The following is a 19,443-nucleotide window of genomic DNA, read 5'->3' as shown; positions in this document are numbered from 1 at the left end:
GGAGATTTTTCAATAACTTTTATTTTGATAATTCAATAATATTTAATAGCTATTTCGAAGTCAATTGAGAGCCTCTCCAGTAAAGGAAAATCCTACAGAAGAACTGTTTAATTGATAATATCGAATTTTCTCTTAGGCTAAGTTTCCTAAATACAAACTCATAAAGTTCTTTTTTTAAACCGGAATCCTTTTTTGCACGTAAAAAAACCTTTTCCTAATGATAAAGAAAAGGCGGATAACTTTTTTAAAAGTTCCGGGCTGTTGCTTGATATATTGGATGGGAGCATCAATTAAAGACCTATCAACTATCCAAATCGCCTTTTAGATTCGTGTAGGAAAAGCGCAAGTGCCCTGTTCACCCCGGGTTCCAGATTGTAAGTGTTATTGGCTAGCTACAGAACCGCCGTCCACACGAAGGTTGACCCCGTTAATGAACGAGGCTTGACTTGATGCCAGATACACAACAGCTGAAGCCACTTCTTCTACTCTTCCCGGCCGTTTTACTTCGATGTGAGGCCGGTTTTCTTTGAGAAAACTTTGAGTCGCTTCGTCAAATGTAATACCCTCTTTTTCAGCGGTTTGCTTCAACATATTATCCAGCATAGGTGTCATGATAAATGCAGGAGATACGGTATTGACTAATATTCCATTCTCGGCATAGGCTTTGGATAAGCTTTTCGTAAAATTAATCAGTGCCGCTTTTGAAGCATTATAATGAGGCATAAACGCATCAGGCTGCACCCCGGATTCTGACGAAATATTAATAATACGTCCGGATTCTGCCTTTTTCATATAAGGGATGACCGCTTTTGTCACTCGTACAGTTCCAAAAACATTAATATTGAACAGCTGCTCCCAATCCTCTATTTCCAGGGATTCAAAGTCATCAAATCCGCTTGCCACACCTGCATTATTGACAAGGATATCAATTGTTTTAAAGCGGTCAACTGCAGCGGAGACCAGGTGATCGACATCTGGCTGTTTTGTTAAATCAGCCTGAACGGCAAGTACGTTCCCGCCACTTTGCTTTATTTCTTTTTCAGCTTCTTGCAGTTCTTCCATTCCTCGACCGCAAATGACAACATTTGCTCCTTCCGCGGCTAATGCTTTTGCAATACCTTTTCCTATTCCCTTACTGCCTCCTGTAACAAGTGCCGTTTTATTTTCCAGCTCCAGGTTCACTTTTGATCAATTCCTTTCAATACCTAATATTTATGTACGTTCATTGTAAGCTGTACTTTACCATATGATTATGTAAAATATCAAAGGATTAACTCAGAAATAGAGTTAATCCTTTTCTTAAAAACATCTACAGTTTAGCTGACGCTTCGTATACTTCCACTTGTATTGGTTCTAGTAAGACATCTTGTACATCGCTGCCAAAACTTTTGAAATGAGAAGTTTCTTCGTGCAATGTAATTGCTTCCTGATCCTTCCACTTCTCCAGAAAAACAAAAGAATTGGGCTGCTCTGGATCTTCATAGAAATGATAGCTGATATTTCCTTCTTCCGCTTGTGAAGGGGCTCCTACCTGTCTGGCCTGTTTAATAAAGTCTTGACGATGATTTGGATCAACTTTGAAAAATGCGTGAATGATAATCATTGACTTTTCCTCCTTGGGCGATTTGTTTAAAAGTATAATGCATTGAATAATATAGCATTGTTTGAGTCAACTTTCTTTATTAAGCGATTTTTTTCATATGTTGGATAGATTGCCGGGTAAAGTCATCAAATATGTTACTTTCCCCATGGAGTTCAGAAGCAAGATATGGATTGGAAACAGCCGGTAAAAACTCCATCGTTATATAACCGTTATAATTTATGTCTTTCAAAAATGAAATAACCGGTTTAAAATCTGTCTGTCCCAGACCAGCTGCTTCACGGGTGTTGTCAGCTATATGAACATGTGCTAGATGCCGAGAGATTTTGCTTAAGATCTTTATCATGTCTCGTTCTTCGATACTCATGTGGAATAAATCTGCCATCATCTTTACGCTTTCTACATCTGCTTCCTCAACAAATTTCAAAGCTAAGGTTAAGTTGGAAACCAGATAGGTTTCATACCGATTTAAAGCTTCAATGACGATCGTAATATCATTGTCCTTAGCATAAAGCCCAACCTCTTTCACGCTTGAAATGGCATTTTGCCATTCTTCTGTTACATTAGTGTCCGGATTAACTTTACCGACAAATGTAGGTACAACAATCACTGTTGATGCATGTAAGCTTTTAGCTAAATTGATACACTTTTTTACATATTCGATCCCGTTTTTTCTGATGCTCGCGTCTGATGAGGAAAGATCTCTTTCAGGATTAAATATGCCACAAATCGAACTGCATGCCAGGTCGTATTTACGTAAAAGCTTCTTTGTACTATCTATATCTATAGAATCAGGTTCCCCGGCTAATTCAACTCCCTGATACCCATACTTTTGTAATCTTTTCAAACTATCTTCTAAACTTTCATCACCGAAAATCCACTGTGTAACGCTGTAATTAAACATTTTAACATCACTCCTAATGATCTGCCTTACTGAAAGAAATTTAATCTAAATGTCACCAGTTTCCATACATTTAAAAGGGATAAAAGCGGTAATCTAATTCCGCTGTTACCCCTGTAAAATTTCTCACATTAATCCGCTACGCTAACTAAAATTTTGATTGTATCTTTATTTTTATCCGCTTCTTTAATTCCATCTTCTAAATTGTCTAAAGTGATGGTTTTACTAATGATATCATTTGGATTAAACCTTTTCGATGATATTAGTTGTATCGCTTTTACCCACGTGCCGTATGTTCCTGCATAGGAGCCTACAATTGTCAGCTCCTTGCTGTAAATTTCAAAAGGCTTAATTTCCAGAGTATGATCTGCAGGAGCAGCACCATACGCAACGAGTGTCCCGCCTCTTCTGACCATTTGGAAGGCTTGTCTATAGGTTGGCATCGAGCCGACTACTTCAAATACAACATCAGCCCCTCTTCCTTCAGTCAAGTTCAATACCTCTTGAACAGAATCTTTTTCCGAGGCATCAATCACCACATCGATTCCTAAATCCTTTGCCTTTTGTATACGTGTTTGATTCATTTCAGAAATAATGACCCTGCCTGCACCATTTAATTTGGCCAATATGGCGTGGGCCAATCCCATGGGGCCGGCACCAATGATGGCTACCGTATCTCCCATCCCCACTTTGGCCCGCTCCTGGCCTCTAATTACGCATGCAAGAGGCTCGATGTATGCCCCTTCATCCCAGGTCATGCCTTCAGGTAATTTATATACATTATTCTCTGGAGCTTTAACATATTCTGCGAAGGCTCCATCAATATGAACACCAAGCTGCGTAATGTTTTCACAGAAAAGTTTTTGGCCGATACGGCAAAAGTAACAATTGCCGCAGCTAATATTAATATCAGCCGTTACTCGGTCACCAACCGCTACACTGGAAACTGCTGATCCAACTTTTACAACTTCACCTGAAAATTCATGTCCTTGGATTAAAGGCATAGGAGCAGGAAAATGTCCGTTGTAAATGTGCGGATCCGTTCCACATATTCCACATGCTTTAACTTGTATCAGAACCTCATTGTCCTGAATTTCCGGAACAGGCACATTCTCAATTTTTAAATCCCCGGCAGCATGAGTAACAGCAGCTTTCATTTCCTTTTTAACAAAATTTCCTTCTATATCCTGTTGATTATCTATTACAGCATTTTTCATATTCTGTGTCATCATACTCCCTCCTTAAATAATTTTTTCAGGAAAACGATTGACTCTTCTGTGTATTGATCATAAAATTCTTCACATCTTGTGCCGTTAAATGGATCAGCGAATGCCGGCAACAGTTCCATCGTTACATATCCGCTGTAGTTTATATCTTGTAGCGCTTTCGCAATTGGTTTAAAATCGATATGGCCTCTGCCCGGTGCGGCTCTATTACTATCTGCTATATGGAGGTGGTATAATTTATCACCAGCCAGCCTGATGGCATCTGCAATGTCTACCTCTTCAATATTCATATGATAGGTATCACCCATACACCCCACGCTTGGCAAATCAATCCGGTTTACTAGCTCAAGAGATTGTTCCATTCTATTAATTAAATAATTTTCATAGCGGTTCCAGGGTTCTACTGTTAATCTGACACCATGCTCCCCGGCATATGTGCCAGCTTCTTTGATTCCTTCGACCGCCCATGAGAGCTCAGTCTCCCTATCTGTTTCCTGATAAATTTTCATACAGGCCGTGGGTGTTAATGAAATTCCTTTCACTCCGATAGTGCTTGCAAAATTAACGCAGCTTTTAATATATTCAACTGCATTTCTTCTAATCTGTTTATCGCTGGACACTAAATCTCTTTCAGCGTTATAAATCGCACAGATTGTGGATGCCGAGATATTATATTTACTTAGTAGTTCATTAATTAAACCGGTATCCATTTGTTCAGGTTCCCCAACGAATTCTACACCGTCATAACCGAATTTCGATAACCTAGCAATACTTGTTTCAATATCTTCACCAGCATAAACTAGTGTATTGTAACCGTATTTAATCATTCTTCTCGCTCCTTTTTAGCAAATTAGACAACAAATTTTATTTCAGGAACTAAAGAGTCCCTTCATAAATTACTTTGCGGCATCTTGTATAACATCTGGAGCATCCTGACGGTAAGCCATTTTCCATGCTTCTAAAACATTATCTTTCGTTACACTTAAACCGGGAACTGAAACAAATGGCGGAACATCCTTACCAAGCAATGAATATCCTGCTAAAATTGCCTGAGCAACTCCTTGATCAAATGGCAACTGTGCTCCAAGGCCTTTCACGTTTCCACCGGAAGCTATTTCCAAAGCAACGTTTGTGCCCAGGTCAACAGTTGTAATGACTAGATCTTCTTTCCCGGACGAACGTGCAGCTGATAATACACCTTCAGCAGGTACATCCCAAATCGCAAATATGCCATCTATATCTTTGTTTCGCTGCAGCATTCCTGAAGCTACTTTTTCAGCGTCGTTAGGAGTTGTAATCCCACCGCTGGCGACAATTTCAATATCCGGATATTTTTCTTTGATTGTTTTTTCAAAAGCTTCTCTACGCTGGTTATTTACAAAGAAGTCAACGTCATGGAAGATAACGCCAACTTTTCCTTTGCCGCCGAGCTGTTCACCCATAATCTTACCTGCGGCGGCCCCATTTCCATAGTTGTCAGAAGCAACAACGCTGACATAATCTTTGCCAGCTTCCAGGCCAACAGGCATGCTATCCATAAATACCAGTTTTACTCCAGCCTGTGCAGCTTTCTTAAAAGCTTCAGCAGTAGAAACAGGATCAACTGGCAAACTTACGATAATATCAGGCTTTTTTGCCAATATGGTTTCGATATCTGCAATTTGCTTTTCAGGTTTAAATTGCCCGTCCGTAACAGCAACTACTTCAACACCCATTCTCTCAAATGCTGCTTTTAGTCCGTTGATGATCGCGGTAGAAAAGTCGTTACCGGCATAATGCATGGCAATGGCAGCTTTATATTTTCCCTCTTTAATTTTTGCAAGGTCCTCTTCCGAAAGTTGGAATTCACTTGCATTTACTGCATCTTCACCATGAGGGCCTTTACTTACTATTTCCTTGTCTCCTGGAATTTCCGGATTTATCGTGAGCGGACCTGTTTTAGACACTGCCACTTTCTCTATTTTACTTTCCTTGTCTGCATTTCCGGAACTGGATTCCTGGCTGCACCCAACAAGTGCAAGCCCGCTAATTAATAAAAGCGTTGTGATTATGTATAAAACCTTTTTCATAAACATCCCCCTGTTTTTTCTAGTTTTTACCGATAGTAAATGGTTTAGCAAAACCTTAAAATAGCAACACCACCTTATTAAAAATAGTAAATAATTGGTAACTATTACTTTTTTAAATGAATCTTTACATATTTTTATGTAATCGATTACAATAATTACCTTAATATCTTACTTATTTGATTGTTTGATAGGCTCTTTAGTGATCTCTTTTTTGTTTCTATATTGCTTGGTAAATACTAGTTATAGTCGAAATTTCTAACTTTGGAATTCACAAAAAAAATCCACTCTGCATTCCTAATTCTATTAATAGTATTGTAACCGATTACATTTTAACTTGCAATAATTATTCAAAAATTTAGTTAAATGGTACTAGTTAACTTATATTCTATTTACGTTAAACGAAAGATACTCTGGAAAATAAATTAGTAAAAATAGCAAAGAACAACTAGAAAGGCCCTGTAGTTGAATACTACAAGGGCCCCTGTTAGATCTGTTAAGACTTCTTTATTTAATATCAGCCAGCTTCCCTCTCAAATAATCGATCGAGGTTTGCGCATACCAGTCGGGATCTGCACTTCTTGTATGAAATCCGATTTCCATGGATAGGTAGCCTTGATACTCAATTTCTTTCAATGCCTTTAACATCGGATCAAAATTGATGCTTCCTTGGCCAGGCGGTAAACGATCATTGTCTGAGATATGAACATGTTGCAGCTTGTCTTTCATTCGGTAGACATAATCGCTTGGAACTTCATTTCGGTACAGCGCATGAAATGTGTCAAACATCACCTTCACATTAGATTCTCCTGATTGTTCTGCCAAAAGTAAGGCGTCATCTGCTGATTCGACGAGGTTGCAGTCCGCAGCTTGTGGTTCCACAACCATTGTGATCCCAAGCTCTTTTGCATATCTTGCTACTTCCTGCAAACCTTCTAGACTGTAATTCCAGGCATCCTGCTTGGTGGTTCCGAAGCCGAACCAGCCGGCAAGCCACATAACGGTAGGAGCTTCCAAATCATGAGCCAGTCGAACGACATCTTTATAATGCTTTACCGTATATTCGCGCTCTTCTTTTATGAAAGAGCTTGGATTCATGCCAGGTCCGCCGCCAGGTGCGGGCAGCATCGCAGCCACATTAAGATTGTTCCGTTTTAAATGCTGCAGAATTTCTTTGCGCCTCTCAGCGGATAGATAATCCGGCCAGGCATGCGGACTGGCACAGCCAATTTCGATGCCGTCATATCCCATCGAAGCCAGGCGGTTGATCACTTCTTCTAGCGGATAATTCGGCAGCATCGTTGGAAAACTGCTGTAGGCCCAAGTATTAAATGAAAGTTTCATGATGTTCATTCCTCTCAAAGATTAATATACCGTAAACTAGTTTTTTATATTCCTCAGAAACGAAAGGATTATTCCCAAACAAATACGGCTTTTTCAGTCTTTCTTTCATCGAATAAACGGAAGGCTGTTTCTGCTTCCTCCAGCTTAAATCGATGTGTAACCAATTTTTCAACGGGCAGATTTTTTCTCATGATAAATTCGGTAATTTCATCGAATTCCTGGATTGGGAAATACCATGAACCGATAACGGAAATTTGTTTACGGATAAATTGTGCACTTGGCTTGATGGTAGTTTTCTTGCTTTCACCGATGAATGCCACGCGGCCATGTGGTCTGACGCAATCCAGTGCATCGTTTTCACCATAAGGACTTCCGGAACAATCAATCGCAGCATCTGCTCCGCGGCCGTTTGTGATCCGCGCAATTTCTTCCTGAACATTGACATTTTTGCCATTCAGAATATAGTCGGCTCCAAATTCTTTCGCCATTTCTAAGCGCTCATCAAGCATATCAACAGCAATGACAGTTGCACCTAACGCTTTGGCAATCATCACGCCAGCTCCACCCATAGGTCCCATCCCAAAGATGACCAGGATATCTCTGCCGGAAATGCCTAATCTTTTCTGAGCATGGAATAAGGTACCGACAGCGTCAGTGGACACCGCTGCAGTGACAAAACTCATATCATCCGGTAGGCGCATGCAGTTTTCAGCCGGTACAACTAAATAGTCTGCATCTCCGCCGTGGGCATCGAAGCCTACACATTTGAATTCCTTACAGAACATCTTATATCCGCTTTTACAATGTGGACATTCCCCGCACCCTAATGCTAAATAGACAGCAACACGGTCACCTGTTTTGAAGGTGGATACCCCTTCTCCCACCTCCGTAATGACACCTGCAGGTTCATGGCCTGGAACAATCGAACCAAGTTTTGTTCCTTCAAAAACAGAAGTGCCATAATATAGACTCATATCGCTGCGGCAAATAGCCGATGCTTTCATTTGGATTAATACTTCACCCATACCAGGTGTTGGTATGTCCATTTCTCGTATGTCTACTTTCTTATCACCAGGAAATAGTACAGCTTGCATTGTCATCCTCTAAACCTCCATCCGTTGTAAGTACAAAAGCGCAAGCGCCTGGATCAGCCCCGACAAGCATAAGACGAGCAGCTGTATGGGGAGCGGTTTTCTCCCCATAAGATGATTGGCTTATGACCTCGAGGCCGACTAAGATCGCCACTTCCTGTGGCAACGTCGGCACTAGCACGTCCTGTGCGTCGGGGCTAGGCGCTGGAGCTGGATGCAGATAACCAAAATTAAATTATCCACTTATTATTCATACTGCAGTTTCCTAAACATTTATAAAAAAGCGGGCTCTTTATTTCATTGCATCCTGAATGGTCGCAGGAGCATCCTGACGGTAAACTAGTTTCCATGAATCTAGAATATTATCTTTGGTAACATTCAATGCTGGTGTTGTAACATATGGCGGAGCTTCCTTGCCAAGCAGGGCATATCCGGCTAAAATCGCTTCTGCTATCCCCTGGTCAAAAGGCAGCTGGGCGCCAAGCCCCTTTACAACACCGTCTGAAGCCATCTCTAAGCCCACATTTGTTCCTAAATCAGTCGTAGTGATAACAAGATCGGTTTTGCCTGCTGTACGTGCGGCTGAGACAGCACCTTCACCCGGTACATCCCAAACTGCAAAGATTCCATCTAAGTCAGCATTTCTTGTCAGCATCGCCGAAGCTACTTTTTCCCCATCATTCGGACTGGTTATACCGCCGCGGGTAACGATCTTGATATCCGGGTATTTTTTCTTGATTGTCTCTTCAAAAGCAGTTGTCCGCTGTTTTGTCACAAAGAAATCAGTATCGTGGAAGATAACGCCGATTTTGCCTTTCCCGCCAAGCTTGTCAGCCATAATTTCAGCTGCTTCCACTCCGTTCCCATAGTTATCACCGGAAACAATACTTACGTAGTCTTTGCCAGGTTTCATTTCGTTTGCTACGCCATCCATGAAGACTATTTTAACTCCTGCAGCGGCTGCTTTTTTATACGCATCTGCTGTGGAAACAGGGTCAACGGGGACACTCACGATAATGTCTGGTTTTTTTGCCAATACTGTTTCAATGTCCGAGACTTCTTTTTCTGCCTTGAACTGAGCATCAGTGACGGCAATTACTTTGATCCCCATTCTTTTGAATGTTGTTTTAAGGGCATTGATTTGGGCTGTCATATAGTCGGTTCCTGTATAATGCATGACAATCGCCGCAGTATAGTTGCCTTCTTTAACCTTTTCAATTTCTTCTTCAGTGAGCTTCAATGTCTTTGCTGATGTGGCTGGATTGCCAAACGGATCTTTATCCAGGATTTTTTTATCAGCAATCTCAGGATTGATTGTTATTGGTCCTGAAGTAGCTATCTCCACTGCTTTTTGTGAACTTTTTTGTTTATCTCCTTCACCAGCAGATGACGAAGCATTTTGATTACCGCAGCCTGCCAGTGCAATACAACCGCTTAAAAGTATAGATGTGAACAACCATGATTTTTTTCTCATATTGGGCCTCCTCTTTTCTATTAACCTATTAATTGAATTTCCGACTGTTAGTAATTTTTAGATTTATTAAAGAGAATTTCAGTCATCATTTGTAACCTTCCCCTTATTAGACTATTTTCAGCTTGCTTCGAGGTGGCAATAATCTCCTTTAGTTGTAATCGATTACATTTTCTGATTTAAACTGTCCTCATATCTCACTAAAAAATGTATTGCTACATTTTTAGTGGATAGAAGCATTTCAGGACAATTCTTTACTGGAATCTCGTATAACCAGTTTATCCTCTAGCATATATTGATTTTTTGTTATTGAATCTTTATTTATTAGTTTTATAAGTAATTCCATTGCCTTCAGGCCTATCTCAAAGGTTGGCTGTGCAATTGTCGTAAGAGCAGGCTCAAAAATGGAAGCAATTTTAATATCATCGAAGCCAATTACCGATAGATCTTCCGGAACACGTAACCCTTTGGACTTAATCGCTTTAATTGCCCCGATTGCCATTTCATCGTTTGCGGCAAATACGGCGGTCGGAGGAAGATCCAATGTCAAGATTTTCAGCATTAAATTATAACCGCTTTCGTAAGAAAAATCTCCTTCCTGGACTAAAAACGGCGGTACAGCGAGGTTTTGCTGGGCCATTGCTTGCTGGAATCCCTTTAATCGGTCACGGCCTAACACACCGCCCAATGGTCCGGAGATAAAACCGATTCTTTTATGTCCCAAACCTATTAAATGATCGGTCGCCTTTCTGGCACTGCTTATATTATCAATCGAAACAGTTGGAATTTGCGATCCTTCGAAATATTCACACGCCAGGACAACCGGGTATTCCTTTGAAATTTCGCCAATAACATTTTGATCAATTCTAGCGGTTAACAGGATCATCCCATCTGCCTTTTTCTGATACAAGATATCAAGGAAGTTGCTTTCACGCTCTACATTGTTATGGGCATCAGCAAGGAGAACTTGATAGCCATTCTTATTCGCAACAGATTCGATTCCTCGAAGTATATTGGAAAAAAAGGTATTAGTGATATCTGGAACAATGACAAGTATTGTTTTGGTTTCCAATCTCCGTAGCTGTCTTGCCAAAATATTAGGTTGATAGTTCAATTTCTGTATGGCTTCCATAACCTTTTCAATCGTTTCTTTTTTCACATTCCCTGAATTAGTGATCACTCTCGAAACGGTAGCTGTGGAAACATTGGCCTTTTTTGCAACATCAACAATTCTTACCATGTATTTAATTCCCTTCAATCATTGTCTAAGAAGTAATCTATCTATTTGAAACCAGTGTAAACGATTACATTTATAAATGCAATACTCTTTTAAAATTTAATTTGGTTAAACAGATTAACAGCGTGGAAATGGAAAATAAAGATCGAAGGAAGCCTGTTATTTTACTATATAAGTTGAAATAACCATTTCCTATTTCGGTTAAAGTTTTGTCGTCTCTTTTCTCATTTTGGCGTCTCTTTCAATTTTTGTCGTCTGTTTTTCTGTTTTGGCGTCACTTTTATCGTTTTCGCGTCTGTTTTTCTAGTTTTGTCGTCTCTCTTTATCGTTTTGTCGTCTCTTTTAATTCCAAGTATTGACTGATTTGTGTTAGATGCAATTCTTAATCTCAACTTATATAGGAACAAAAAATCCTCTCTATAAATAAAGAGGATTTTTTGAGAGAATTTAATTAATTAAGCCCACCACATCTCGGTTAACTGCTCTTTAAAAAGAATTCCTTTCAACAGGCTGATCGCTTTACTTAAACCTTCATCTGTGGAAGCGAGCATGTCTTCGTGTTCAATAGAAAGGACATAATCATATCCAACAGCACGAAGAGTGCTGACAATATCCTTCCACACTTTTTCATCATGTCCGTAGCCGACTGATCGGAACGTCCAGGAACGGTCCAAAATTTTACTGTAATGTTTTGTATCTAGCACGCCGTTCACATTGATATTAGCTTTATCCAGATAGGTATCTTTCGCATGGAAATGATAGATGGCATTTTCGCGTCCAAGCTTTTTAATCGCTTCCACCGGATCGATCCCCTGCCAGACAAGGTGGCTCGGATCGAAATTGGCGCCAATGCTTTCGCCTGCATGCTCTCTTAGCTTCAACAGTGTTTCCGGGTTATAAACGACAAAACCGGGATGCATTTCAAAGGCAATTTGCTTGATTCCATGAGATTCGGCAAACTTGGTTTCTTCTTTCCAGTAAGGAATCACTACATCATTCCATTGCCAGTCGAGAATATCCAAGTATTCCGGCGGCCAGGAACAGGTCACCCAGTTTGGATATTTAGCCCCTTCGTGATCACCAGGGCAGCCTGAAAATCCATTAATGACCGGAACCTCTAAGCGTTCCGCTAATAAGACGGTTTTTCTCCAGGTGTCGTGGGCTTCTTTGGCAGCCTTTTTATCAGGATGAAGCGGATTGCCGTGAGCGCTCAACCCGCTAATGGTTAAGCCTCTGTCTGCGATTGCACGTTGAAACGATTTTCGTTTTTCCGCGCTTTCCAATAACTCATCAGGATTACAGTGATTGTTTCCCGGGTAATTGCCCGTCCCCAGTTCAACCGCTTCAACACCCATGGCGCTTAATTTATCAAGCATCTCCTCAAAAGGAAGGTTCTGGTACAAAGCGGTAAATACACCTAGTTTCACGGTTTCACCTCCAGTTCTGTTTGGACTTTGACCCATTTTTGTTGTTTATTGCTTTCTAATATGGCATCGGTGATGCACATGGATAGATGTCCATCTTCAAATGTAGCAAAATTAGTTCGATCATTTAAAGGGTCTTTCCCTTCGCGAATGAATGTATAAAAATGTAACATCACATTTTTTAAAGCGTCAGGCCAGCCTTCATTATGACCTCCAGGATGGTGGATGGACGATTTCGCTTCCTGCGAAAACAAACCTGGATCCGCCAGGAGGATTTCATTTGGTTTGTCGCGGTGCCCGATCCATAACTTTTCAGGCTCCTCTTGATTCCAGTATGCGGAACTTTCGCTGCCATCAATTTCAAAACTGAGCCTATTTTTTCGGCCGGCACTTACCTGGGAAACCGTGAACACACCGTTGCCCCCATCAGCAAAGCGCACCAGTACCGATGCGTAATCTTCTGTATGGATTGGAATGTCCTCATATGTCTCTTGATCCGCATTCTGCGCCCCGAAAGTCGAGCCATTAGATGCAGGTTTTTTTCTAACAGGTATCACCGTGGCAAGATCTGCGAAAACTTCAACGATTCTTTTGCCGGTCACATATTGGACCGTATCGCACCAATGTGAACCGATATCCGCGATTGCCCGAGATGTCCCGCCCACTTCAGGTGACAGCCTCCAGTTAAAATCAGTTTCATACAGCAGCCAATCCTGCAAGTAGCTTCCGTGAACCAAATTGATTTTTCCCAAGTCATTATTTTTGACCATTGTTTCTAAGTTTTTCACAGAAGGAAATTGGCGGTAATTAAAGTTCACCCCATGGACAACCTTGTGTTTTTTTGCTAGTGCCACTAATTCTGCTGATTCTTCGCTTGACATCGCTAGAGGCTTCTCAGATAAAACATGCTTGCCAGCTAAAATGATTTCTTTATTAATCGGGAAGTGAAGATGATTCGGTGTACAATTATGCACGACCTGGATTTCGCTGTCACGCAGCATTTCGCGATAATCGCCATATGCTTTTGCAATCCCAAGTTCGGCGGCTTTTTGTTCAGCTGATTCGATGCTGCTTTCCGCTATCCCAACCACTTCAACAAAGCCAAGCCTTCTGATGGCTTCAATATGAGTAGGCCCGATAAAGCCTGTCCCGATAATGCCGACTTTTATTTTTTCCAATTTGATGTCCTCCTACAAGATCAACAGACATTATGATTCTATTTTTTTATTGTTTTTCTTCCAAATGCTACCGCAAGAATGATGATTAGACCTCTTACTATCTGTTGTTGGCTGACATCAAGACCCATGATGATCAAACCATTATTAATTACACCCATCATCAATGAGCCAATAACCGTACCAATAACGGTTCCGACTCCGCCAGATAGAGCCGTTCCACCAAGAATTACAGCAGCGATAACAGAAAGTTCATCGCCTTCCCCAAAGGTAAATCTTCCTGCATGCATACGCCCGGCATATAGAATACCGGCGAAACCGGCGGCCAAACCTGTTCCGGTAAAGACGAGCAATTTAATCTTGCCTGTTTTTATTCCCGAGAACTTTGCAGCACTCTCATTGCCGCCAGTTGCCAAAGTTTGTCGTCCAAATGCTGTTTTACGAAGCAGTACATGTCCGATAATTGCGGCAATGATTGTCCAAATCAAAAGAATCGGGATAGGTCCAAGATCGCCTGATCCAAACATGAAGTTAAAAGTGGAATCAACAATAGGTACTGGAGCTGTATTGGTAATCCACATTGCCAGTCCTTTAACAATCCCCATCATACCAAGGGTAACAAGGAAAGAAGGAATCGCAGCTTTTGTGATAAGCAGGCCGTTAATGAGCCCTACTGCTAACCCTGTTCCCAGTCCGACAACAAGCCCGCCGATAAGTCCCATGCCTGCTTGCAGTGCAAGCGCAGCAGTTAATGCGGAAAGGGCCGTGATTGAACCAACAGAAAGGTCAATTTCACCGGTACTGATTACAAAGGTCATCGCCACCGCCATAATCGTGATCATCGCTGATTGACGGGCAATATTCAGCATATTGTTAGATGTTAAAAATCCCTCATCAAATAAAGTGAGTGAAAAATAAATGAGTACACCGGCAAAAGCAAAATAGACAATATAGTTACGCCAATCGAATGTTTTCCCCGGCTTTTTTGCAGTTACATTACTGTGGTTATTCATCTCAATATCCTTGGATGGCATGTTGTAGTTCCTCCTCTGTATTTATCTCCTTCCTCTTTAGTTCTTTCACCATTTCCCCTTCATGCATAACAATGACTCTGTCACTGATTGCCAGAAGTTCAGGAAGCTCGGATGAAATAACTAATATCGCTTTACCATTGTCAGCCAGTTCACGGACAATATCAATGATTTCCGTTTTTGCACCGATATCTACACCGATTGTCGGCTCATCCAATATCAGGACATCAGGATCACTTGCCAGCCATTTCGCAAGCACAATCTTTTGCTGATTACCGCCGGATAGCAAGCTTGTGGTCTTAAAAATATTGTCCGTTTTAATGTTCAGCTTTTTGACTAATTGATCAGCTAATTCATCAGCCTTGCTTTCATCAAGAAAAAGACCTTTTTTAAGCTTTGAGAGAATAGGTAGAATCATATTATCTTTTACGCTATGTTCAAGAATCAGCCCTTGCATTCTTCGATCCTCCGGAATAAGCGCGAGACCGGACTTAACTGCATCGATCGGATTTTTAATCGTTCGTTCTTCCCCGTTAACCAAGACTTTTCCGCTGTCCCTTGAGTCAATCCCAAAGATAGAACGGGCCATTTCTGATCTTCCGCTGCCCATTAACCCGGCAACACCAAGGATTTCACCAGGGAAAATTTTGAAGCTAATATCGTTAACTTTTGTTCCGGAAGATAGATTTTTCACCTCAAGAACAGGTGTCGAATCCATTGAATAGGAGCGTTCCTTCCACTCGAATGCTTTATCCATTTCAGCACCGACGATATGCTGAATCACTGTATCTAATCCGATATCTTTGATCTTTTCGGTGACGACATTCTTTCCATCCCGCAAAATGGTAACTCGATCACAAATTTTAAAGATTTCATCCATGCGGTGTGAGATATATATAATCGAAATTCCCCTGCGTTTTAGTTTGTCTATGAAAGAAAAGAGAACTTCCGTTTCCTTCTTAGTCAATGAGGATGAAGGCTCATCCATGATCAAAATTTTCGCTTCCTGTGAAAGGGCTTTGGCAATTTCAGTCATCTGCCAATATCCCACACCAAGGCTTTCAACCACATCATTAGGGTCAATATCAACTTCTAATTCCTGCAATAAACCCTTTGTTTTTTCCACACCCTCTTTATCGTTTAGAAACCCTAAAGACGATCTTGATTCGCGTGTTAAAAAAATATTTTCGGCCACTGTTAATGTGGGGATCAAACTGAATTCCTGAAAGATCATCGAAATATAGTTATCTCTTGCATCCTGCATATTTTTTATCGAAACTTTCTTGCCATCAATATGGATTTCACCGCTATCAGCTTCATAAACGCCTGTTAACGTTTTCATTAATGTCGACTTTCCGGCTCCGTTCCCCCCCATCAGGGCGTGGACTTCCCCCTTGTTTAATGAAAAATTAACGGAATCAAGAACAGTTATTCCATTAAATGATTTTGAGATGTTTTCCATCGAAAGTATCGGTTGTTCCAACTAATTCACCTTCTTTTTAGAAGAGACTACCGGTTTAGAGCAGTCTCTAGATAGATTTTGCTAATGAAAAGCTTCTATTTGCTTACTTCTTCTCCAGATCGTTAACCTTCACCCATGCGCTTTTTTCAGCTGATTCAAGAATTGCATCAGCAATCAGTTCGACACGGTATCCATCATTGAAATTTGGTGATGCTTCTGTACCATCAACGATAGATTTAAAGAAGTCGTGGGTTTCAATGATTTTTGTTTCCCCGTAACCAATACCTAATGCAGGAATCGGCCAGAGCGCTTCTCCATATGGTGTAGCCGGCCCAGTGTATACGGTCCTAAAGCCTTTCGCATCACTTGGATCATCTGAGAAGCTCACTTGCAGCTCATCACGACGCTCATAGTTAAAGTATAAGGAGCCCTTTTCACCATGAATTTCAAAAGTCAGGAAGTTATTGCGGCCCCAGGCATTACGGGTTGCTTCAATGCTTCCGATTGCGCCATTTTCAAACTTGATCATAGAAATAAACTCATCATCTACATCAACGACCTCTTTTGGTACATCTGCAGCGGCACTTTTGACTGTACCTAGTTTGTCAACTCCGCCAGTTTGTGTAGGTCTCTCCGGAATCCATGTTTTCGTCATAGCATTTACATCTGAAATTTCGCCAACCAGGTAGCGCGCAAAATCGACGACATGTGTTCCAATATCACCTAGAGCACCTGAACCTGCAATTTTTTTCTGGAAACGCCAGGATAGCGGTGAATTTGGATCGGCGGACCAATCTTGCAAATACGTTCCGCGGAAGTTAAGGATTTTCCCGATTCTGCCTTCTTCAATATACTTCTTCGCAAGGGCAACAGCTGGTGTTCTTCTGTAATTGAAGGCCACTGCATGTTTAACGCCTGCTGCTTGTACTGCTTCTAGCATGGTCTTTGCTTCTTCAGCCCCTAATGCCAATGGCTTTTCGGAAATAATATGTTTGCCGGCTTTTGCCGCAGCAATCGCAATCTCGGCATGCGTATTATTTGGAGTCACAATATCAATGATATCGATATCAGGATCATTAACTACTGCTCTCCAATCAGTAGAATAATTTTCAAAGCCTAATTTTGCAGCTGCATCCTTTGCCAATTCTTCAGTGACATCAACAACAGTGTGACGGTGCGGGATTGCCGGTGCCGGCCAAAAGAACATTGGCATTCCTGCATAAGCAAGTGCATGCGCTTTCCCCATAAATCCTCCGCCGATCATACCTACGTTCAATTTTTTCAATTTAGTTTCCTCCTCTAAATAAAATGAAAAATACCAAGTTAACTTGCGGCATCCCGAATCGTTTCAGGAGCCTCTTCCCGATAAACAAGTTGCCATGCATCCAAAACATTTTTTTCTGTAACACTTAACGAAGGTACAGCAACATATCCAGGAGCCTTTTTATCTAACAAAGAGTATCCGGCTAAGATTGCTTCTGTTACTCCCTGATCATACGGCAGCTGGGCTCCAAGGCCTTTCACAATTCCGTCCAATGCTATCTCCAGAGCAACATTCGTGCCTAAATCAATCGTTGTAATGACTAAATCTTCTCTTGCGGCGATACGGGCTGCGGATAACACACCTTCTGCCGGAACATCCCACACTGAAAAAATACCATCCAGGTGAGGGTTTCTTGTTAACATGCCTGATGCCACAAGCTCCGTCTTGTTAGGATCCGTAATGCCATCGCGTTCGGTAATTTTGATATGCGGATATTTTTCTTTAATTGTCTTTTCAAACGCTTCTGTACGCTGTTTTGTTACAAAAAAGTCGGCTGCATGATAAATGACACCGATATTCCCTTTTCCGCCAAGCTTTTTAGCCATTATATCGGCAGCGGCCACACCATTGCCATAATTGTCCGCGGAGACCACACTGACATAATCCTTGCCTGCTTTTAAACCGGCTGGCGGATTATCCATAAAGACTAATTTCACCCCAGCTTTGGCGGCTCTCTTGTAGGCATCGGCCGTTGAAACTGGATCGACCGGGATGCTGACAATAAGATCGGGTGATTTTGCCAATACGGTTTCAATGTCAGATACTTGTTTTTCAACCTTAAATTGCGCATCCGTAACGGCAATGACTTTTATACCCATTCTTTTAAATGTTGATTTTAGGCCGTTGATTTGCGCTGTTGACCAGTCATTACCGGCATAATGCATCACAATTGCAGCTTTATAGTTCCCTGCTTTAATCTTTTCAACATCCTCTTTAGTGAGTTGCAGTGTTTTTGCAGAAACAGCTTTTTCCCCATTTGGACCTTTGCTTAGTATCTCCTGGTCATCTGGTATCTCGGAGCTTATGGTAATTGGGCCTGAGCTCGCCGTTTGTTTCGCGTTGCCACTGTCAGCTCCTTTACTTGTTTCATTTTTATTTTCAGAAGAGGAAGAGTCTTTCTGGATGCAGCCGGTCAGTATAAGACTGCCAATCAGAATAACAATAGTAAACATTGATAACAGCTTTTTCATAATCAACCTCTCTTATCCCATGGAAGTTATTCTTGTTGAATGTTGAATCACTCAAATCTTGTTAGAAATTCCCTGCTGATTTCAGCGCCTTTTTTTGGATTTTCGTAGCTGTCTAACTCAACGGTAATCCATCCATCATAACCTGCTTCATTTAACACTTTAATCATTTCATCGAAATTTTGGTGCCCCTCGCCTAATGGTAAAAATTCACCATCTTGAAAGTCCTTTAAATGAACGTATTTAATACGGTCAATATATTTTTTAATTACTTCTACCGGATCACCGCCGCCTGCTTCAATATGAGCAGTGTCTGGGACTAGATTAATCGTGGTTAACGGCATTAATCTATCTAACTGTTCAGGCGCCTGAACATTGGTTCCCATATGAGGGTGGTAACTTGCAATAAGATGATACTTCTCGGATATTTCTACTATTCTATTTAATGCGTTTCCCATGTCAGTGTAATCGCTCTCCAGTATGCCATTCGCACGGATTGCGCCACCGCCGATTACAAGATGCTTAGCGCCTAATTCTGAAGCAAGAGATGTTACCTTTTCAATTTTGATAAGCTCTTCTTCCAGAATGTCAGAGAAAATAAAATTCCCGCCTGTGTAAACACCGATAAAATCAAGAGAGTTTTCTTTTACTAACGCTTTAAATTCTTCTTTTTTGTCTTTATATTGCATAAGGTTTCCATCAAATATTTCAAAACCTCTGTATCCAGCGGCACTAATGTCTTTTAAAGCTTCTTCTGTGGAACCATTGGCAAGGTAATAGGCATCATTCACCGATGTAACTCCTGCAGGGTGCCCTATTACGCCTCCCCATGTGTTTGTTTGATATCCTAGTTTCATATTTTTTCCTCCAATAGTAAGAGTATTAGCAATTTGGCAGTCATTAT

The 19,443-nt window shown here is 41.1% G+C and carries 17 protein-coding genes and 1 pseudogene; all 18 read right to left on the bottom strand.

Going from position 1 to position 19,443, the window contains the following annotated elements; all coding sequences use genetic code 11:
• Nucleotides 1-381: 381 nt before the first annotated feature.
• Complete coding sequence (locus ELQ35_RS07245) at nt 382-1,182, bottom strand: SDR family NAD(P)-dependent oxidoreductase (RefSeq protein WP_126864159.1); 801 nt, start codon at nt 1,180-1,182, stop codon at nt 382-384.
• Nucleotides 1,183-1,309: 127 nt separating this feature from the next.
• A complete protein-coding gene (locus tag ELQ35_RS07240) occupies nt 1,310-1,603 on the bottom strand; it encodes a putative quinol monooxygenase (protein WP_126864158.1) in 294 nt (97 codons plus the stop codon).
• A gap of 79 nt (nt 1,604-1,682) precedes the next feature.
• On the bottom strand, nt 1,683-2,504 hold the full coding sequence (locus ELQ35_RS07235; RefSeq protein WP_126864157.1) for a sugar phosphate isomerase/epimerase family protein: 822 nt from the start codon (nt 2,502-2,504) through the stop codon (nt 1,683-1,685).
• Nucleotides 2,505-2,632: 128 nt separating this feature from the next.
• Nucleotides 2,633-3,730, bottom strand: a complete 1,098-nt coding sequence (locus ELQ35_RS07230) for a zinc-dependent alcohol dehydrogenase (RefSeq protein ID WP_185861692.1) — start codon at nt 3,728-3,730, stop codon at nt 2,633-2,635.
• Nucleotides 3,730-4,554, bottom strand: a complete 825-nt coding sequence (locus ELQ35_RS07225; protein WP_126864155.1) for a sugar phosphate isomerase/epimerase family protein — start codon at nt 4,552-4,554, stop codon at nt 3,730-3,732. The genes ELQ35_RS07230 and ELQ35_RS07225 overlap by 1 nt, the downstream gene beginning before the upstream one ends.
• A 69-nt stretch (nt 4,555-4,623) precedes the next feature.
• Nucleotides 4,624-5,796 carry a substrate-binding domain-containing protein gene (locus tag ELQ35_RS07220; RefSeq protein ID WP_126864154.1) on the bottom strand — a complete coding sequence of 391 codons (1,173 nt, stop codon included), beginning with the start codon at nt 5,794-5,796 and terminating at the stop codon, nt 4,624-4,626.
• Nucleotides 5,797-6,300: 504 nt separating this feature from the next.
• A pseudogene (locus ELQ35_RS07215) lies at nt 6,301-6,996 on the bottom strand (sugar phosphate isomerase/epimerase family protein); the annotation flags it as partial.
• Nucleotides 6,997-7,205: 209 nt separating this feature from the next.
• Nucleotides 7,206-8,237, bottom strand: a complete 1,032-nt coding sequence (locus ELQ35_RS07210; RefSeq protein WP_126864152.1) for a zinc-dependent alcohol dehydrogenase family protein — start codon at nt 8,235-8,237, stop codon at nt 7,206-7,208.
• Nucleotides 8,206-8,403: a hypothetical protein gene (locus tag ELQ35_RS07205; RefSeq protein WP_126864151.1), complete on the bottom strand. Its 198-nt coding sequence runs from the start codon at nt 8,401-8,403 to the stop codon at nt 8,206-8,208. Before ELQ35_RS07205 ends, ELQ35_RS07210 begins: the two co-directional genes overlap by 32 nt.
• Before the next feature lie 117 nt (nt 8,404-8,520).
• Nucleotides 8,521-9,702, bottom strand: coding sequence for a substrate-binding domain-containing protein (locus tag ELQ35_RS07200; protein ID WP_126864150.1), 1,182 nt, complete (start codon nt 9,700-9,702; stop codon nt 8,521-8,523).
• Nucleotides 9,703-9,940: 238 nt separating this feature from the next.
• Nucleotides 9,941-10,939 carry a LacI family DNA-binding transcriptional regulator gene (locus ELQ35_RS07195; RefSeq protein WP_126864149.1) on the bottom strand — a complete coding sequence of 333 codons (999 nt, stop codon included), beginning with the start codon at nt 10,937-10,939 and terminating at the stop codon, nt 9,941-9,943.
• A gap of 452 nt (nt 10,940-11,391) precedes the next feature.
• A complete protein-coding gene (locus ELQ35_RS07190; RefSeq protein WP_126864148.1) occupies nt 11,392-12,363 on the bottom strand; it encodes a sugar phosphate isomerase/epimerase family protein in 972 nt (323 codons plus the stop codon).
• Entirely contained in the window at nt 12,360-13,538 is a 1,179-nt protein-coding gene (locus tag ELQ35_RS07185; protein WP_126864147.1) for a Gfo/Idh/MocA family protein, read from the bottom strand. The genes ELQ35_RS07190 and ELQ35_RS07185 overlap by 4 nt, the downstream gene beginning before the upstream one ends.
• Before the next feature lie 38 nt (nt 13,539-13,576).
• Nucleotides 13,577-14,569 carry an ABC transporter permease gene (locus ELQ35_RS07180; protein ID WP_126864146.1) on the bottom strand — a complete coding sequence of 331 codons (993 nt, stop codon included), beginning with the start codon at nt 14,567-14,569 and terminating at the stop codon, nt 13,577-13,579.
• A complete protein-coding gene (locus ELQ35_RS07175; protein ID WP_185861691.1) occupies nt 14,550-16,049 on the bottom strand; it encodes a sugar ABC transporter ATP-binding protein in 1,500 nt (499 codons plus the stop codon). Before ELQ35_RS07175 ends, ELQ35_RS07180 begins: the two co-directional genes overlap by 20 nt.
• A gap of 82 nt (nt 16,050-16,131) precedes the next feature.
• Entirely contained in the window at nt 16,132-17,313 is a 1,182-nt protein-coding gene (locus ELQ35_RS07170; protein WP_126864145.1) for a levoglucosan dehydrogenase, read from the bottom strand.
• Between the two features lie 38 nt (nt 17,314-17,351).
• Nucleotides 17,352-18,542, bottom strand: coding sequence for a substrate-binding domain-containing protein (locus ELQ35_RS07165; RefSeq protein ID WP_126864144.1), 1,191 nt, complete (start codon nt 18,540-18,542; stop codon nt 17,352-17,354).
• Between the two features lie 47 nt (nt 18,543-18,589).
• Nucleotides 18,590-19,396 carry a sugar phosphate isomerase/epimerase family protein gene (locus ELQ35_RS07160; protein WP_126864143.1) on the bottom strand — a complete coding sequence of 269 codons (807 nt, stop codon included), beginning with the start codon at nt 19,394-19,396 and terminating at the stop codon, nt 18,590-18,592.
• Nucleotides 19,397-19,443 lie beyond the last annotated feature (47 nt).

Source organism: Peribacillus cavernae (genome assembly GCF_003989135.1).
Lineage (GTDB): Bacteria > Bacillota > Bacilli > Bacillales > DSM-1321 > Peribacillus > Peribacillus cavernae.
The sequence above is the reverse complement of the archived record's forward strand: the minus strand, read 5'-3'. Positions and strand labels throughout refer to the sequence as shown.